Genomic DNA, 15,529 nt, shown 5'->3' on the forward strand with positions numbered 1-15,529 from the left:
CCGGGCGGCCACAACACGGCCGTGGCATGCTTCAGGTGTTGGGCACGCACCCGTCCCGGGATCGGTCTCCTGTGACGCCACGTCTCTCCCGCGCCGTGCGCACGGTCGAGGCCGCGGGCCCGCCGACGCCCCCGGGGGAGCCGTGTCGGCGGGCCCGAGAGGGTGTGGTCCGGCTTCTCGTGGACGTGTGCGTGTACGTGGGCGTCGACGGCGGCCGTTCGCCCGGCGGTGCGGGCACCGGCTCACAGATCGAGCTGGTATTCCACCGCCTTGTGCGTGGGCAGGTATCCGAGCGCGTCGTTGATGCCCCGCATGTGCGAGTTGCTGTCGGCCGTGTCGGTGAGCAGGCCTCCGAGTTCCGGGTGGCGCCCGCGAGCGCGGCGGACGGACTCCGCCTTCATCCACAGGCCGAGCCCGTGGCCCCGGTGCTCCGGCAGCACGCCGGTCCCGTAGTGCTGTCCATCACCCCGGCCGTCGCCGGGCACGACCAGCTCGGAGAAGCCGACGACCGACCCGTCCGCCGTGTCCACCACGGCGACGGTGTGCAGCAGTTCACCGCGCCCGGCGATGGTTTCGGCAGCGGAGAGCACCCGGTCCACGTCCCAGACGACCGTGCCGTAGTCGGTCCCGTCCATCGGCATGTCGTCCATGGCCCGCCGCGACGCGGCGAACGTCCGGGCCAGTTCGGGCGGCACCGTGCCCTCCCACTGGATCAACCGGTACCCCTCGTGGGGCTGTTCGACGATGTGGTCGACCCGGTGGAGATCGGCGTCGGCCAGCGGGAGTCTGGCATATGTCAGAGCGAGGACCCGGCGGAAGCCGTGGACCGCCAGGAAGTGGTCGCCGGGCGAGCCGTCCTCGGTCTGCGCGAGGAGCGAGCGGCGCCCCTCGGCCCGTGCCGCCGCGACGGCCGCCTCCAGCAGACGAGTGCCGACACCCCGCCGCCGCTCGGAACGATGCACGGCGAGCTCGAGCTCGGCGAGATGCTTCTGCCCCTCCTTGGCGAACAGCCGCAGAAAGGCGGACCCGGCTGGTACCCCCTCGTCATCGGACGCGAGCCAGGCCAGCCGGCTGCTGGACGCGGTGGGCCGGGGGTCGGCGAGCGCGGTGATGCGATGCGGCAAGGCGTCTCCGTCACGGTCGGACGTGAACTACGGGAAGCCCGCAGACGCTATCCGCGACGGAGAACGCCCTGCAACACCATTCCTACGGTGACGCGCCGAACAGCCGACGGCACGGAACTCGTGCAAGTGGCGGACGAGCCACGGTTCGTGGAACCCGGCGTGCGGTCCGCGACGGTGCGTCCCGGTCCGCCGTGATCCGCCGTGTTCCGCTCTCGTCAGCGGCGGCCCGCCTTCGACCGGTCCAATGCCGTGACGCCGATCGCCGCGAGACCGATCTGGATCAGCCACTCGACCCAGTCCACCCCGTCGGTGTCGCCCACGTCGAACGCGTTTGCGATCACCGAGCCGATGAGTGCGGCCACGATGCCCACAGCGATCGTCCACAGGATGCCGATGCGCTGACGGCCCGGAACCACGAGCCGACCCAGCACGCCGATGATGATACCGATCACGATGGCACTGATGATGCCCGAGATCTCCATCTCAGCCCCTCTTCGTCGTAGTCCTTACGGATAGGTGTGCCCCCTGGATCCGAGTGCAGTCCGAGTCGTTTCCGTCAGACGCCTGAAGGGTCAGGGGATACCGATGAGGCTCCACGTCCGCAGGGTGATCTCGCGTCCTCGTGACGTCCGGAGGACGGGCTCGTCGTCGGTGCGAGTGAAGCCGGCGGCCCTGGCTACGGCGGCACTGGCCGCGTTGGCCTCCTCGATGCACAGCACCACGCGACGGGCATCCGTGTGCCGGACGGCGTAGGCGGAGAGGAGCCGGACCGCCCGGGAGGCCAGACCGCGGCCGCGGTGGGCCGCGCCGACGCCGTACGCGATCTCGACATCCCGCTCGTCGGCCTTGTTGCGGAACAGCAGTACCTCGCCCCGGGGCAGCACACCGTCCGTGGTGATCGCGAGCTGCACCCTGCGCCCCTGGGCCCGTGCCTCCCGGGCCTCGGCGAGATAGACGAGTGCTGCCGGCGTGTCGAACGGCGAGGCCACCGGCGTCCAGCGGGCGATCTCGGGGTCCTCGTACACCGCGATCAGGGCGTCCCTGTCGTCATCGGACCATTCGCGTAAGTGAACTCCCTCTCCTTCGAGCCGAAGGTGCGCAGGCGGGGTGAGCGTCAGCGGACTGTCCATGGGGTGATCCTGCCCCGCGCGTGGGCGCGCGGCCAAGGGCGCGTGACTCCCGCTCACCGCACCATGGAGCGCCCCGGGCCGGGAAGGAAGGAGCTGAGGCGCAGACCGTCGAGAACCGGGTTGCCTCGGTGTGCGTCGGCGAAGTCGAGGATGACCGGCGGCCGGACGAGGCCGAGTTCTTGCGCCGTGGGTTCGGCGGAGACGGGACCGTCGAATGCTCGGCTCACCGCGACAGTGTGGGTGGAGCGGGTCGAGTGGCGCCGGCGGATATCGCCCGGGGCTCTCGTCGCCCCGTACACGGCCTGCTCGCGCTCCTCGTCAGGCCCTCGGTGATTGACATGCAGGCAATTGCCTGCATAACGTTGAGTGTGCGATCGGACGACGAAATGCAGGCGGAGAAGGAGCCCGGGTCCACCAGGGACTCGGAGACGGACCAGGTTTTCAAGGCGCTGGCCGACGGGACGCGCAGACGACTGCTCGACAGGCTGCACGAGCACAGCGGACAGACGCTGGGTGAGCTGTGTGAGCACATCGACATGACCCGTCAGTCGGTGACCCAGCACCTGGCTGTCCTGGAGGCCGCCAACCTGGTCAGCACGGTGCGGCGAGGACGGGAAAAACTCCACTACCTCAACCCCGTACCGCTCCACGAGATCCAGGAACGGTGGATCGACAAGTTCGAGCGTCCGCGCCTTCGCGCGCTGAGCGCACTCAAACGACGAGCCGAGGAAGACATGACCGACAAGCCGACATTCGTGTACGTCACCTACATCGCCAGCACGCCGGAGAAGGTCTGGGACGCGCTCACCGACGCCGACCTGACCGCCGCGTACTGGGGTCACAGCAACGTGTCCGAGGACTGGCGTCCTGGCTCGCGGTGGGAGCATCGGCGCACGGACGGTTCCGGCGTCGCCGACGTGGTCGGCACCATCGTGGAGAGTGAGCGGCCCACCCGTCTGGTGGCCACCTGGGCCTCGCCTGAGGACGAGGAGAAGGAAGACAAGCACTCAAGGGTCACCTACGACATCCGGCCGCACGGTGACATCGTCCGGCTGACCGTCACCCACGAGGATCTGGCCGACGAGGTCGCGGTCAAGGAGGTCTCCATCGGCTGGCCGGCGGTTCTGGCGAACCTGAAGTCGCTCCTGGAGACCGGCAGCCCACTGCCGCAGGAGCCGTGGCTGGTGCCCTAGGTCTGCCCTGGGCCGTATCCGGCACCGACCGCCCCGAGGCGTGCGTCGGCCGGTCCGCGACGTCCGGACCGGCCGACGGGTCTCATCCGTACAGACGTCTGCTACGCCTGTGGCGTGCTCTTCGCCGAAGCGGCCGCGCACACGAACCCCAGCATCATGGCCAGGGCGCCGATGATGATGTTGTTGAGCACGACACCCGCGTCGGGGCTGTCGCCCACGATCCACGGCGAGATGATCATCCAGGCGCCCATGGCGCACATGGCCCAGCTCAGGCCGTACATCCGCCCCGGGGTGGTGGCGAATCCGAGGGCCAGCACGCCGATGGCGATGCCCATGATGAGGTTGTGTGTCACGAGGGCGGACTGGCTCGTTGTGTAGTGAAGGATCCATGGGGAAGCGGCGCAGTACAGACCGAGCAGGAACACCGGTCCATCCACGAGCGCCACATCGCGACCACCGAGCATGCGGGCGTAGCGATCCCGCATTTCGGGCACATCGGGGTGACTGGTGATGTCACCTCTGGTGTTCGAGACGTTGGCCATGACTTGACTCCTTTGTCTCTGCAGGTCTGACCGCGATTGGGTCATATGCGGTAGACGCGGCGTATGTACACATACTGCGCTTATTTTCCCTTTATGTGTAGTGGGGTGGTACGGCGGAGACGGGGAGGGGGATGGAGACGGCGAGGGGGACAGGCGAAGGGGACAGGGGGAGAGGGGCACGGGGGGAGAGGGGCACGGTCAGGCCGGGAGGGTCGTCGAGGCCACGGGAGCCGAGGTCGGTTCGGCCGAGCCGCCGGCCGGCTCGACGGTGATGCCCATACCGGAGGCCCTGGTCACCGCCCCCTCCAGAAGAACCGCCCCGGTTGTCCGGTGGGGGTCCATCAGGCCGGCGGACCTCATGCTGCCGCCGTCGTCGAACCACAGCTGGTAGACCTTGCCGCTCGGCGGGCGCGCCATGCCCGAGGAGAGGAAGACCGCCTCGTCGAGGCTCCTGGACACGACGACTGTGCCGCGGGCCCCGTCCGGCAGTTCGGCGGTACGGGTCCTGGCGTCCGGGGCGGCCAGCACCGCAGCGATCGCGTCCGTCCGCCGCTCGGACTGCCGTGCCTGCTCTTGGGCGTCCTCCGCCCGGTCGTACTGCCATACCGCCGTGCCGCCGAACGCGGTCATCCCGGCAAGGCAGGCGGCGAGCGCCCACCGCGACAGCCGGCGTCTGCGATGGCCGCCGCCCGAGGGTCGCGGCAGCGATGCGCCGTGCGGGCTCTCCTGGCGGACCGTCGTGATCCGCCGCATGACCCGGCCCTTGAGAGCGGAGGGCGGGTTCGCGGAGACCGCCAGGCCGAGCCGAGCCGCGGCCTCGCTCAGCTCCAGGGCCTCCTGGGCGCAGGCCTCGCAGTCCACCGTGTGCCGTTCGAACGCACCTCGCTCGTCCTCGGAGAGTGCGTGCAGCGCGTACGCGCCGGTCAGCGTGTGAAGGTCGGCGGTGCTCATACGGTCACCCCCAGGCAGTCACGCCGGCGGCTTCGCCCGTCGCGCGGCCGCGTCTTGACCGTGCCGAGCGGCTGCGCCTTGACCGTGCCGAGAGGCGGCGCCGACGGCCGGGTTTCCAGCTGTTCCGTCACCTCGTCGTACTCGGGGGCGTGGCCGTGCGGCACGCCGTGCACGACACCGAAGGCCGGGTCCGCCACGACGTCGTAGAGCCCGGTGAAGGCATGTTGGGCGCCGAGGGCGACACTGCCGATCAGGTCCTGCAGGACCGGTTCGGCCGAGGGGTTCTTGCCGATGTGCACGGCTTCTTTCACGTGAGGGTCCTCCGGGAGGCGAACTGCGTATGGCTGGAATCCGTTGCCGGGACCTCGGCGGATTGGTCATGGGCGGATCTCTCCTTCGGTCCTGTTCGGCGTTCTCCTCTTGATTCCTCTTGATTCCTCGCCCGGAGTGGCTCTCGGTGGACGCGCCGCGTGGGCCACATGGGTCGTCCGGGACCAGACCGCAGCGACGGAAGCACGGGACACCCGTACATGCGCCCGCCGATCGGGGGCAGACGGATTTCTGGGGAGCCGTTGGTCGACACGGAAGGTCAGCCGTCATGGGCGCGAAGGTGCTGGAGCAGTTTCCCGCGGGAGCCCCGCGTGGATCGTGGCCCGCGGAGGAGTACGCGGCACAACGCCGCGCCGAGGGTGAGCCGGCGGCGGTCGTGATGGACCTGGAGTCCGATGCCTTCCTCGTGGTGGTACCGGCGCGAGAGGACGACAGGTCCTCCGAGCGCTGAGCCGACGGCGAAGAGCCCGTACCGGACGAGTGCTGCGCCGAAGTTGAGCGCCGTGCCGGGGTTGAGTGCCGTGACGGACGAGTGCCGTGCCGGACACAGCGCACGATCTGGCACCGCCGGCCAGGCCGGGCGGAGCGGGCCGGGGCGCGTCAGGGCGCCACGGTCATCGTCCCCCCGAGTGCCGCCGCCCGGCCGAGTGCCGCCGCCCGGCGCACGAACGCCTCGTACAGATCGTGCGCGGCCCGCGGCACCGAGTCCGCCCTGCGTCGCTGGAGCATCAGCAGCACCCGGATCGAGTTGTCGGCCAGCGGGCGGCAGGTGATCGCACCCTGCGGCGTCAGCGGATCGTCGATCACACTGAAGTCGGGCAGTACCGTGGCGCCCAGCCCCTCCGCGACCATCAGCTTGCCCATCTCCGCTCCCGAGCGCTTGCGCTCCAGGAGATCGACCCCGAGTGCACGCTCCAGATTGCGTACGGTCTCGCTCAACGCGGGCTGGGAGAGGTGGAGTTCCTCGGCGGCCCGGCGCAGTGAGCCGAGCCGGGTGACCGCCGTGATGTATTCCAGCTGTTCTATTCGCACCCCATCAGAATGCTGGGCCCGCGCTGCCCGGTTCAAGGGATGCCCTGTCACGCCTTCGTGAAATTCGCCGGTCCGGGATGCGAGACCGATCGGATATTCCTTGACGGTCAGGACAGTCGGCCGCCACAATCGAGAACATGATGATGCGACTGGACCTCACGCGGCGACGCCATGTCGACCTCGCGCGTGTCTCCAGTGCCGCCTGTTGCGCCATGGCCTGATCCGCCGCACCCGCAGCTTCTGCCTGATTCGCTGCGCCCCGTCGGATCCGCTGTGCCCCACCACCTTTCTTCCGCGGCTGTCGACAGCCGTGAGACGCATTCGGCTGCCCGAATGCGGAAATTCATCGGCCCTCGCTGAATCGACCCCCTGAATTCGGTCTGCCCGAATTCCCGCAACAGGAGTTCCGCATGCCTGCAGAGAGCCTTTCCGTAGACCCCCTCCGCTTCGCCTACTGGGTGCCCAATGTCAGCGGCGGCCTGGTCACCAGCACGATCGAACAGCGCACCGACTGGGGTTACGACTACAACCGCGAACTCGCCGTCCTCGCCGAGAACAACGGCTTCGACTACGCCCTCAGCCAGGTCCGTTACATGGCCGGCTACGGCGCCGAGTACCAGCACGAGTCGACCAGCTTCAGCCTCGCCCTGCTGCTTGCCACCGAGCGTCTGAAGGTCATCGCCGCGGTCCACCCCGGCCTGTGGCACCCGGGCGTCCTCGCCAAGTTCGGCGCCACCGCCGACCACCTGTCGAACGGCCGCTTCGCCGTCAACGTCGTCAGCGGCTGGTTCAAGGGCGAGTTCACCGCGCTCGGCGAACCCTGGCTCGAACACGACGAGCGCTACCGCCGCTCCGAGGAGTTCATCCGTGCCCTGCGGCAGATCTGGACCGAGGACCACACCGAACTGGCCGGTGACTTCTACCGGTTGCGTGACTTCTCCCTGAAGCCCAAGCCCCTCAATTCACCCGACCGCCCGCACCCGGAGATCTTCCAGGGCGGCAACTCCACCGCCGCCCGCGCCATGGCCGGCCGGGTCTCCGACTGGTACTTCTCCAACGGCAAGGACTTCGACGGGGTCATCGAACAGATCGCGGACGTACGGGCGTCGGCGGCCGAAGCCGGCCGCAGCGCACCGAAGTTCGGGCTCAACGGGTTCCTGATCGCCCGCGACACCGAGGCCGAGGCCCGCGAGACCCTCCGCGAGATCGTGGCGCACGCCAACCGCGAGGCCGTCGAGGGATTCGGCGCCGCGGTGAAGCAGGCCGGACAGTCCACCGGCGACGGCAAGGGCATGTGGCAGGACTCGTCCTTCGAGGATCTCGTCCAGTACAACGACGGCTTCCGTACGGGACTGATCGGCACCCCGGAGCAGATAGCCGAGCGGATCGTCGCCTACAAGCGCCTCGGCGTCGACCTGCTCCTCCTCGGCTTCCTGCACTACCACGAGGAGGTCGAGTACTTCGGCCGCCGCGTGCTGCCCCTCGTACGCGAGCTGGAAGCCCAACTCCCGGACACCGAAACCCGATCCGTGGCGGCCCACGCCTGAGTCCCCTTCCTTCCGCACCCCACTGCGAGAGAGGTTCACATTCACCATGAGCACCGCCACGCCCGCCGACTGGCAGACCCGCCCCGCCCCGGCCACCGCCCAGGACTGGATCAGCCGCGCCACCGAGGTGGCCGCCGTCCTCGCCACCGACGCCGCCGCACGCGACCGGGCCGCCGCCACTCCCCATGCCGAGGTCCGGCTGCTGAAGGACTCCGGCCTCGTCACCCTGCTCGGCCCCACCGAACACGGCGGCGGAGGCCAGGACTGGTCCACCGCCTACCGTGTCGTCCGCGAGGTCGCCAAGGCCGACGGCTCCATCGGCCAGCTCCTCGGCTACCACTACCTGTGGAACTGGGCCGCCCGGTTGGTCGGCACCCGTGAACAGTGGGAGCACGTCGAGGCCGAGGCCGCCCGTGGCCAGTGGTTCTTCGGCGGGGCCGTCAACCCGCGTGACAAGGACGTCGTGGTCACCGAGGACGGCGACGACCTCGTCTTCACCGGGCACAAGTCGTTCTCCACCGGCAGCAGGGTCTCCGACGTCACGGTCCTGGAGGGCGTCCTCGAAGGCACCGGCCAGCATGTCTTCGCCATCGTGCCGTCCGACAGCGCCGGGCTGACGTTCCACGACGACTGGGACAACATCGGCCAGCGGCTCACCGAGAGCGGCAGCGTCACCCTCGACGGCGTCCGCACCCCATGGGCCTCCGCCGCCGGTTACGTGGACAAGGAGTTCCGGCCGAGGATCTACAACACGCTCAACGTCCCCACCATCCAGCTGGTCTTCGTCAACTTCTATCTCGGCATCGCCGCCGGAGCCCTGGAGACCGCGGCGGCGTACACGCGGGCGAAGGCACGGCCCTGGCTGCACGGCGGCCATGAGCGGGCGGTCGACGAGCCGTACGTCATCGACCTCTACGGTGACCTGATCGCGAAACTCTGGGCGGCCGAAGCCCTCGCGGACAGCGTCGCCGCCGAGGGCCAGCACCTGCACGACGATCCGGACGCGGTGACCGAGAAGTCCCGCGGCGACTTCGAGGTGCGGGTGGCCGCCGTGAAGGCGCGCGCCACCGACGTCGCCCTGGAGATCAGCAACCGCATCTTCGAGGTGACCGGGGCCCGCTCCACCGCCACCGCCGAGGGCCTCGACCGCTTCTGGCGCAACGTCCGCACCCACACCCTCCACGACCCGGTCGCCTACAAGCGGCGCGAGGTCGGTCGCTGGGTCCTCGAAGGCGATCTGCCCGAACCCACCTGGTACTCCTGACCGCTCACCTCGGGGCGCCTCCCGGGTGGAGGCGCCCCCGTCCCGAAAGAGGGCCCATGGCCACCGTCCTGTCCGTCTCCGGCAGTCCCTCCGCCTCGTCCCGCACCAACCGTCTGCTGCGCCACCTCGACAACCGGCTGGCCGCACAGGGCCACGAGGTGATCCCGCTCGACGTCCGTACGATCCCCGCCGAGGCCCTGCTCGGCGCCGACTTCCGGCATCCGGCGATCGTCGAGGCCACCGCCCTCTTCGCGCGTGCCGACGGCGTCGTCGTCGGCACCCCCGTCTACAAGGCCGCCTACTCCGGAGTCCTCAAGGCACTGCTCGACCTGCTCCCGCAGTACGCCCTCACCGGCAAGACCGTGCTGCCCCTGGCCACCGGTGGTACGACCGCACATGTGCTGGCCATCGACTACGCTCTGCGCCCGGTCCTCAGCTCCATGGGCGCCCGGCACATAGTCCAGGGCTGGTTCACCCTGGACAAGGACATCGCGGTCGGCGAGGACGGCGGACTCACCGTGGCACCCGCGGCCGTCGAGGCGCTGGCCCAGGTGCTCGACCAGTTCTCCGAGGCGCTGGACCGCAGGCCGATCCTCGCCGCGACGGGATGACCGTGTCCGCGAAACTTCCCGCCGCGGCCTTCGCCAGGGGCACCGCCAAGGTCATCGCCGACGACGCCGAGGCTCTGGCCGCAGCCGCCGCCCTGGCCGACGGGTTCCGGGCCGGGGCGGCCGGCCGGGACGCCGAACGCAGGCTCCCGCGCGAGGAGCTGGACCGGCTCTCCGACTCCGGCCTGCTTGCCGTCACCGTGCCCGCCGAGCACGGCGGCGCCGACGTACGCCAGGAGACACTCGCCGAGATCTTCCGGCTCCTCGCGTCCGCCGACGCCAGCCTCGCCCAGATCCCGCAGAGCCACTTCGTCTACGTCAACGTGATCCGCCGGCAGGGGACCGCGCGACAGCGCACGTTCTTCTTCGGCGAGGTGCTGGCCGGGCGCCGGTTCGGCAACGCCCAGTCGGAGGCCGGCACGAAACACGTCCAGGACATCCGCACCCGCCTGGAGCGGCGCCCGGACGGTTCGTACGTCCTCACCGGCGTCAAGCACTACTCCACGGGTGCCCTCTTCGCCGACTGGATCCCGGTCCTCGCCCGCACCGAGGACGGCAGCCTGCACGTCGCGTATGTGCCCCGGGACGCCGAGGGTGTCACGGTCGTCGACGACTGGGACGGCATGGGCCAGCGCACCACCGCCAGCGGTACGGTTCGGCTGGACGCCGTGCCGGTACCCGCCGACCGGGTCCTCCCGCACCACCTCACCTTCCGGGGGCCTCAACTCCACGGCGCGGTGGCCCAGTTGCTGCACGCCGCCATCGACGCCGGGATCGCGGCGGGTGCGCTCGCCGAGGCCGTGGACTTCGTACGGACGAAGAGCCGTCCGTGGTTCGAGAGCGGTGTCGACACCGCGGCCGAGGATCCGCTGCTCATCCAGCGCTTCGGAGAACTCGCGGTCCAGGTGCGGGCGACCGAGGCGCTGCTCGGCGCGGCGGCCCGCGCGGTCGACGCGGGCAGCGCCGGTCTCACGGAGGAGTCGGCGGCCGAGGCGTCCATCGCGGTGGCCGCAGCGAAGGTGCACGCCGCCGCCACCGCCGTCGAGGTGTCCAGCGCGCTCTTCGAGGTGTCCGGCACCCGGTCCGCCGCCAACTCCGCCAATCTGCACCGGCACTGGCGCGACGCGCGCACCCACACGCTGCACGACCCACCCCGCTGGAAGATCCAGCACATCGGCCGGTACGTGCTGAACGGCACCCTGCCTCCGCGCCACGGACTCCTCTGACCCCTGACCCCGGAAAGCCGCCCCCTGCGTTTCATACGCCCCATGCCCCGCGCCCCGATCGGAGAACGCCCCCGTGTCCCTCACCTTCCACTGGTTCCTGCCCACCAACGGCGACAGCCGCGATGTCGTCGGGGGCGGCCACGGCACCCCGGCCACGCTGTCCGGCCGGGACCGGCCGCCGACGGTCGCGTATCTGAGCCAGATCGCCGGCGCGGCCGAGGACCTCGGCTTCGTCGGCGCGCTGACACCCACCGGCGCATGGTGCGAGGACGCCTGGCTGACCACCGCGATGGTCAGCCAGAACACCGAGCGGCTGAAGTTCCTGGTCGCCTTCCGGCCGGGGTCCGTCTCGCCGACGCTCGCCGCGCAGATGGCGTCGACCTTCCAGCGGCAGTCCGGCGGACGGCTCCTACTCAACGTCGTCACCGGCGGCGAGAGTCATGAACAGCGCGCGTACGGCGACTTCCTCGACAAGGACGCCCGCTACCGCCGTACCGGCGAGTTCCTGCGGATCGTCCGGGAACTGTGGGAGGGCGGAACCGTCGACCTGGACGGCGAGTTCCTCAAGGTCGAGGACGCCCGGCTGGCCCGGGTGCCCGACCCGGTCCCCGAGGTGTACTTCGGCGGCTCGTCGCCCATCGCCGGAGAGATCGCCGCCAAGCACGTGGACGTCTACCTCACCTGGGGCGAGCCGCCCGCCCAGGTCTCCGAGAAGATCGCGTGGGTCCGCGGGCTCGCGGAGAAGGAAGGCCGGACCGTCAGGTTCGGCATCCGGCTGCACGTCATCACCCGCGACACCTCCGAGCAGGCCTGGGCGGAGGCGGAGCGGCTGCTGGCCGGCTTCGACCCACAGACCGTGAAGTCCGTGCAGGCCGGACTCGCCCGCAGCGAGTCCCAGGGACAGCAGCGCATGCTCGCCCTGCACGGCGGCAGCGGCGACGGGCTGGAGATCCACCCGAACCTGTGGGCCGGCATCGGCCTCGTGCGCGGCGGCGCGGGCACCGCCCTGGTCGGCAGCCACGACGAGGTCGCCGACCGCATCGCCGAGTACCACCGCCTCGGCATCGACGAGTTCGTCCTCTCCGGGTATCCGCACCTGGAGGAGGCGTACTGGTTCGGCGAGGGTGTCCTGCCCCGGCTGGCCGCGCGCGGCCTGTGGCAGCACCCGTTCGCCACCCGGCCCGCCCTCTCGGCGCAGGTGCCGTTCGCGAGCTGAGCCACCGGCTGAGCCGCCAGGGGCGCCGCCGTTCGGCCCCCTCCCGGAAAATCGCTGTACGCGGCCACACCCCGGGTGGTGACCTTGTGCGAGCCGCCCGGCTCGCACAGGGCAGCAGGGCGGCGGGGGAGCGGGGGCGGCTGTGACCACCAAGAACATCCTGTTGTCCGGCATCGTCGGCTCGACCGCGTACGGCCTGGCCCGCGAAGGCTCGGACGTGGACCGGCTCGGCGTGTTCGCCGCCCCCACCGAAGATCTGCACGGCCTGCACGGTCCGAAGGAGTCCCACGTCACGACCACGCCGGACAGCACACTGCACGAAGCGGCCAAGTGGTGCAGACTCGCCCTGGGCGGCAACCCGACCGTGACGGAACTGGTGTGGCTGCCCGACGAGTTGTACGAGGTCCGCACCCCGCTCGGCGACGAACTCATCGGCCTGCGCACGACCCTGCTCTCCGCGAAGCGGGTCCGCGACGCCTATCTCGGTTACGCCGGCCAGCAGTTCAAGCGCCTCTACGACCGCAGGCACGGCTCCTTCTCCGCGGACACCCGCAAACGGACCGCGAAGCACGCCCGGCATCTGCGACGCCTGTGCCACCAGGGTTTCGAGCTGTACGCCACCGGCCGCCTGAGTATCCGCGTCGAGGACCCGGACGACTACCACCGGTTCGGCGAACAGGTGGCAGCCGACGCCATGATCGCGCTGCCCCTGCTCAAGCACTACGAGACGGCCTTCGACGAGACCCGCAGCGCCCTGCCGGAACAGGCCGACGAGGCGCCTGCAGAGGCATGGCTGCGCAGGGTCCGCGCCCACCACTACACACAGCCGGGGCCGTCCCCGGCGTGACGCGACGAGCACGGACGGTGTTTCGACGTGTGCGGAACGCGCGATACGGTTTCACCGTGAATCAGCCCATCCCCGAGCAGCCCGCCGACGTCGTGGCCCGGCTGCGCGCCACCTTCCGCTCCGGCCGCACCAAGCCCGTCGAGTGGCGCACCGGCCAGCTGGGCCGCCTGCGCGAGATGCTCACCTCGGGCGGTGCGGAACTCGCCGCCGCCCTCCACGCCGACCTGGGCAAGAGCTCCACCGAGGCCTTCCGTACGGAGATCGACTTCGTCGTGCGGGAGATCGACCACACCCTTGAGCACCTCGAACAGTGGCTGTGCCCCGAGCCGGCCCCCGTCCCCGCGCACCTCGGCGCCGACGCGACCGGGTGGACGCGGTACGACCCGCTCGGTGTCGTCCTGGTCATCGCCCCCTGGAACTACCCGGCGCAGCTCCTGCTCGCCCCGATGCTCGGTGCGCTCGCCGCGGGCAACGCGGTGGTCGTCAAGCCCAGCGAGCTGGCCCCGGCCACCTCCGCCGAGCTGGCCCGGCTGCTGCCCCGCTACCTCGACACCGAGGCGGTCGCCGTCGTCGAGGGTGGCATCCCCGAGACGACGGCCCTGCTCGCCGAGCGCTTCGACCACATCTTCTACACCGGCAACGGCACGGTCGGCCGCATCGTGATGACCGCCGCCGCGAAGCACCTCACCCCGGTCACCCTCGAACTCGGCGGAAAGTCCCCGGCCTTCGTCGACCGGGGCGCCGACCTCACCGTCGTCGCCGACCGCCTGGCGCGCGGCAAGTTCCTCAACGCCGGGCAGACCTGTGTGGCGCCCGACTACGTCCTGACCGACCCGGAGACCGCCCGCGCCCTGGAGCCCGCGCTGACCGAGGCCGTCGAGGCGCTGTACGGGTCCGACGCGTCGACCTCCGGCGAGTACGGCCGGATCATCAACGAGCGGCACTTCGACCGGCTCAGCGGGCTGCTCGACTCCGGCCGGGTCGTCGTCGGCGGCGGCACCGACCGGGGCGCGTTGTACATCGCGCCGACCGTCCTGGCCGACGTCGATCCCGAGGCGCCCGTCATGCGCGAGGAGATCTTCGGCCCCCTCCTGCCGATCGTGACCGTCCCCGGTCTTGACGAGGCCATCGACTTCATCAACGACCGTGACAAGCCCCTCGCCCTGTACGCCTTCACCGAGTCGGACACCACCCGGGAGCGGCTCGCCGCCGAGACCTCGTCCGGCGGCCTGGGCCTCGGTCTGCCGCTCGCCCATCTCACCGTCTCCGACCTGCCGTTCGGCGGGGTGGGGGAGAGCGGCATGGGCAACTACCACGGCCGCTATTCGATCGAGACGTTCAGCCACCGCAAGGCGGTGCTGGAGAAGCCGCTGGGCTGAAGCCGGGCCGACGTGGCGATGAAGCGCCGCGGCACCGGGGCGGGTTGACTGGTCTACACCCTTGACTGGTCCAGACCAAGGTGGTGGAGTGTGGCTCCACACCCCCCACCACGGTCGCCCCGTACGCCGCGGCCGGTATCACCGGCACGTGCGTACAAGGTGTGCTCCGCGCTGCCCCGGTACGGGTCGCGGCCGTGCTCCGCCAAGGAGTTGGTCCTGTGTCGAGGCGCCGTATCTCTGCGTTCGTGGCCGCGATCGTCCTCGGAACCGCCGCGCCGGTGCTCCTGCCGGCGTCGGGCGCGTCCGCCGCGGCCTGTTCGAGCTACCCGAGCTGGGTGGCCGGCAAGTCCTATGCGACCGGCAACATCGTCCGGTACACCGACGGCAAGGCCTACATAGCCGAGCATGACAACCCGGGCTACGACCCCACCATCAGCACCTGGTACTGGGAGCCGTACGCCTGCGACGGAGCGACCAACCCCTCCGGGTTCGTCGTCAGTGAGGCGCAGTTCAACCAGATGTTCCCCGGCCGGAACTCGTTCTACAGCTACAGCGGGCTGAAGGCCGCGATGAGCGCGTACCCGGCCTTCGCGAACACCGGCAGCGACACGGTGAAGAAGCAGGAGGCCGCGGCCTTCCTCGCCAACGTCAACCACGAGACCGGCGGGCTGGTCCACATCGTCGAGCAGAACACCGCCAACTACCCGCACTACTGCGACTGGGGCCGGCCCTACGGCTGCCCGGCCGGTCAGGCCGCGTACTACGGCCGCGGGCCGATCCAGCTCAGCTGGAACTTCAACTACAAGGCCGCGGGCGACGCGCTGGGCATCGACCTCCTGAACAACCCCTGGCTCGTGCAGAACGACTCCGCCGTGGCCTGGAAGACGGGCCTCTGGTATTGGAACACCCAGTCCGGACCCGGCTCCATGACCGGCCACAACGCGATGGTCAACGGCGCGGGCTTCGGCCAGACGATCCGCTCCATCAACGGTTCGCTGGAGTGCGACGGCAAGAACCCCGCCCAGGTGCAGAGCCGGGTGGACAGCTACCAGCGGTTCGTGCAGATCCTCGGCACGACGGCGGGCAACAACTTGTACTGCTGACGCTCCGCCGGACACGGCTCCGCGGCCGGCGGTAGGC

The 15,529-nt window shown here is 70.3% G+C and carries 19 protein-coding genes; 11 read left to right on the plus strand and 8 right to left on the minus strand.

What is annotated here, in order from left to right:
* Positions 1 to 242: 242 nt before the first annotated feature.
* The 4 genes from AB0D14_RS21895 to AB0D14_RS21910 all read right to left on the minus strand — a co-directional run bounded on the left by AB0D14_RS21895 (position 243) and on the right by AB0D14_RS21910 (position 2,481).
* Complete coding sequence (locus tag AB0D14_RS21895; protein WP_362781433.1) at positions 243 to 1,124, minus strand: GNAT family N-acetyltransferase; 882 nt, start codon at positions 1,122 to 1,124, stop codon at positions 243 to 245.
* Positions 1,125 to 1,339: 215 nt separating this feature from the next.
* On the minus strand, positions 1,340 to 1,606 hold the full coding sequence (locus tag AB0D14_RS21900; RefSeq protein ID WP_362781435.1) for a GlsB/YeaQ/YmgE family stress response membrane protein: 267 nt from the start codon (positions 1,604 to 1,606) through the stop codon (positions 1,340 to 1,342).
* A 90-nt stretch (positions 1,607 to 1,696) separates the two neighbouring features.
* On the minus strand, positions 1,697 to 2,254 hold the full coding sequence (locus AB0D14_RS21905) for a GNAT family N-acetyltransferase (RefSeq protein ID WP_362781437.1): 558 nt from the start codon (positions 2,252 to 2,254) through the stop codon (positions 1,697 to 1,699).
* 53 nt (positions 2,255 to 2,307) lie between these two features.
* A complete protein-coding gene (locus tag AB0D14_RS21910; protein ID WP_362781439.1) occupies positions 2,308 to 2,481 on the minus strand; it encodes a hypothetical protein in 174 nt (57 codons plus the stop codon).
* A gap of 159 nt (positions 2,482 to 2,640) precedes the next feature.
* Between AB0D14_RS21910 and AB0D14_RS21915 the strand changes: the two genes are divergently transcribed.
* Positions 2,641 to 3,447 (plus strand): metalloregulator ArsR/SmtB family transcription factor, encoded by an 807-nt coding sequence (locus AB0D14_RS21915; protein ID WP_362781615.1) that lies wholly within the window; start codon positions 2,641 to 2,643, stop codon positions 3,445 to 3,447.
* Positions 3,448 to 3,548: 101 nt separating this feature from the next.
* On the opposite strand, the gene AB0D14_RS21920 is transcribed toward AB0D14_RS21915, so the two are convergent.
* The 3 genes from AB0D14_RS21920 to AB0D14_RS21930 form a co-directional block, all read right to left on the minus strand.
* The gene (locus AB0D14_RS21920) at positions 3,549 to 3,989 is read right to left on the minus strand and encodes an SPW repeat protein (RefSeq protein ID WP_362781441.1); all 441 of its coding nucleotides are present in this window, start codon (positions 3,987 to 3,989) and stop codon (positions 3,549 to 3,551) included.
* A gap of 198 nt (positions 3,990 to 4,187) precedes the next feature.
* Positions 4,188 to 4,940, minus strand: a complete 753-nt coding sequence (locus AB0D14_RS21925; protein WP_362781443.1) for an anti-sigma factor — start codon at positions 4,938 to 4,940, stop codon at positions 4,188 to 4,190.
* Positions 4,937 to 5,251 (minus strand): hypothetical protein, encoded by a 315-nt coding sequence (locus tag AB0D14_RS21930; protein ID WP_362781444.1) that lies wholly within the window; start codon positions 5,249 to 5,251, stop codon positions 4,937 to 4,939. The genes AB0D14_RS21925 and AB0D14_RS21930 overlap by 4 nt, the downstream gene beginning before the upstream one ends.
* 287 nt (positions 5,252 to 5,538) lie before the next feature.
* Here AB0D14_RS21930 and AB0D14_RS21935 point away from each other — a divergent pair, with 287 nt between their 5' ends.
* Positions 5,539 to 5,721 carry a hypothetical protein gene (locus AB0D14_RS21935; RefSeq protein ID WP_362781446.1) on the plus strand — a complete coding sequence of 61 codons (183 nt, stop codon included), beginning with the start codon at positions 5,539 to 5,541 and terminating at the stop codon, positions 5,719 to 5,721.
* Between the two features lie 149 nt (positions 5,722 to 5,870).
* Here AB0D14_RS21935 and AB0D14_RS21940 read toward each other — a convergent pair whose 3' ends face one another.
* A complete protein-coding gene (locus tag AB0D14_RS21940; protein WP_362781448.1) occupies positions 5,871 to 6,302 on the minus strand; it encodes a LysR family transcriptional regulator in 432 nt (143 codons plus the stop codon).
* A gap of 143 nt (positions 6,303 to 6,445) precedes the next feature.
* Here AB0D14_RS21940 and AB0D14_RS21945 point away from each other — a divergent pair, with 143 nt between their 5' ends.
* The 9 genes from AB0D14_RS21945 to AB0D14_RS21985 all read left to right on the plus strand — a co-directional run bounded on the left by AB0D14_RS21945 (position 6,446) and on the right by AB0D14_RS21985 (position 15,492).
* Positions 6,446 to 6,523, plus strand: a complete 78-nt coding sequence (locus AB0D14_RS21945) for a putative leader peptide (protein WP_362781617.1) — start codon at positions 6,446 to 6,448, stop codon at positions 6,521 to 6,523.
* A 189-nt stretch (positions 6,524 to 6,712) separates the two neighbouring features.
* Complete coding sequence (sfnG, locus tag AB0D14_RS21950) at positions 6,713 to 7,849, plus strand: dimethylsulfone monooxygenase SfnG (RefSeq protein ID WP_362781450.1); 1,137 nt, start codon at positions 6,713 to 6,715, stop codon at positions 7,847 to 7,849.
* Positions 7,850 to 7,895: 46 nt separating this feature from the next.
* Positions 7,896 to 9,113 carry an acyl-CoA dehydrogenase family protein gene (locus AB0D14_RS21955; RefSeq protein WP_362781451.1) on the plus strand — a complete coding sequence of 406 codons (1,218 nt, stop codon included), beginning with the start codon at positions 7,896 to 7,898 and terminating at the stop codon, positions 9,111 to 9,113.
* Between the two features lie 56 nt (positions 9,114 to 9,169).
* Positions 9,170 to 9,724: an NADPH-dependent FMN reductase gene (gene ssuE, locus AB0D14_RS21960; RefSeq protein ID WP_362781453.1), complete on the plus strand. Its 555-nt coding sequence runs from the start codon at positions 9,170 to 9,172 to the stop codon at positions 9,722 to 9,724.
* Between the two features lie 2 nt (positions 9,725 to 9,726).
* Positions 9,727 to 10,947, plus strand: a complete 1,221-nt coding sequence (locus AB0D14_RS21965) for an SfnB family sulfur acquisition oxidoreductase (protein WP_362781455.1) — start codon at positions 9,727 to 9,729, stop codon at positions 10,945 to 10,947.
* Between the two features lie 73 nt (positions 10,948 to 11,020).
* Positions 11,021 to 12,163, plus strand: a complete 1,143-nt coding sequence (locus AB0D14_RS21970) for an LLM class flavin-dependent oxidoreductase (RefSeq protein ID WP_362781456.1) — start codon at positions 11,021 to 11,023, stop codon at positions 12,161 to 12,163.
* 142 nt (positions 12,164 to 12,305) lie between these two features.
* Positions 12,306 to 13,010, plus strand: a complete 705-nt coding sequence (locus AB0D14_RS21975; RefSeq protein WP_362781458.1) for a nucleotidyltransferase domain-containing protein — start codon at positions 12,306 to 12,308, stop codon at positions 13,008 to 13,010.
* Positions 13,011 to 13,066: 56 nt separating this feature from the next.
* A complete protein-coding gene (locus AB0D14_RS21980; protein WP_362781460.1) occupies positions 13,067 to 14,389 on the plus strand; it encodes an aldehyde dehydrogenase family protein in 1,323 nt (440 codons plus the stop codon).
* A 218-nt stretch (positions 14,390 to 14,607) separates the two neighbouring features.
* Positions 14,608 to 15,492 (plus strand): glycoside hydrolase family 19 protein, encoded by an 885-nt coding sequence (locus AB0D14_RS21985; RefSeq protein WP_362781461.1) that lies wholly within the window; start codon positions 14,608 to 14,610, stop codon positions 15,490 to 15,492.
* Positions 15,493 to 15,529: the final 37 nt, after the last annotated feature.

This window comes from Streptomyces sp. NPDC048484 (genome assembly GCF_040651415.1).
GTDB lineage: Bacteria > Actinomycetota > Actinomycetes > Streptomycetales > Streptomycetaceae > Streptomyces.

Bases quoted from the DNA above. Each gene is read 5' to 3' on its own strand.
- AB0D14_RS21905 (WP_362781437.1), bottom strand. From the start codon at position 2,254: ATGGACAGTCCGCTGACGCTCACCCCGCCTGCGCACCTTCGGCTCGAA.
- AB0D14_RS21915 (WP_362781615.1), top strand. From the start codon at position 2,641: ATGCAGGCGGAGAAGGAGCCCGGGTCCACCAGGGACTCGGAGACGGAC.
- ssuE (WP_362781453.1), top strand. From the start codon at position 9,170: ATGGCCACCGTCCTGTCCGTCTCCGGCAGTCCCTCCGCCTCGTCCCGC.
- sfnG (WP_362781450.1), top strand. From the start codon at position 6,713: ATGCCTGCAGAGAGCCTTTCCGTAGACCCCCTCCGCTTCGCCTACTGG.
- AB0D14_RS21935 (WP_362781446.1), top strand. From the start codon at position 5,539: ATGGGCGCGAAGGTGCTGGAGCAGTTTCCCGCGGGAGCCCCGCGTGGA.
- AB0D14_RS21945 (WP_362781617.1), top strand. From the start codon at position 6,446: ATGCGACTGGACCTCACGCGGCGACGCCATGTCGACCTCGCGCGTGTC.
- AB0D14_RS21920 (WP_362781441.1), bottom strand. From the start codon at position 3,989: ATGGCCAACGTCTCGAACACCAGAGGTGACATCACCAGTCACCCCGAT.
- AB0D14_RS21925 (WP_362781443.1), bottom strand. From the start codon at position 4,940: ATGAGCACCGCCGACCTTCACACGCTGACCGGCGCGTACGCGCTGCAC.
- AB0D14_RS21955 (WP_362781451.1), top strand. From the start codon at position 7,896: ATGAGCACCGCCACGCCCGCCGACTGGCAGACCCGCCCCGCCCCGGCC.
- AB0D14_RS21900 (WP_362781435.1), bottom strand. From the start codon at position 1,606: ATGGAGATCTCGGGCATCATCAGTGCCATCGTGATCGGTATCATCATC.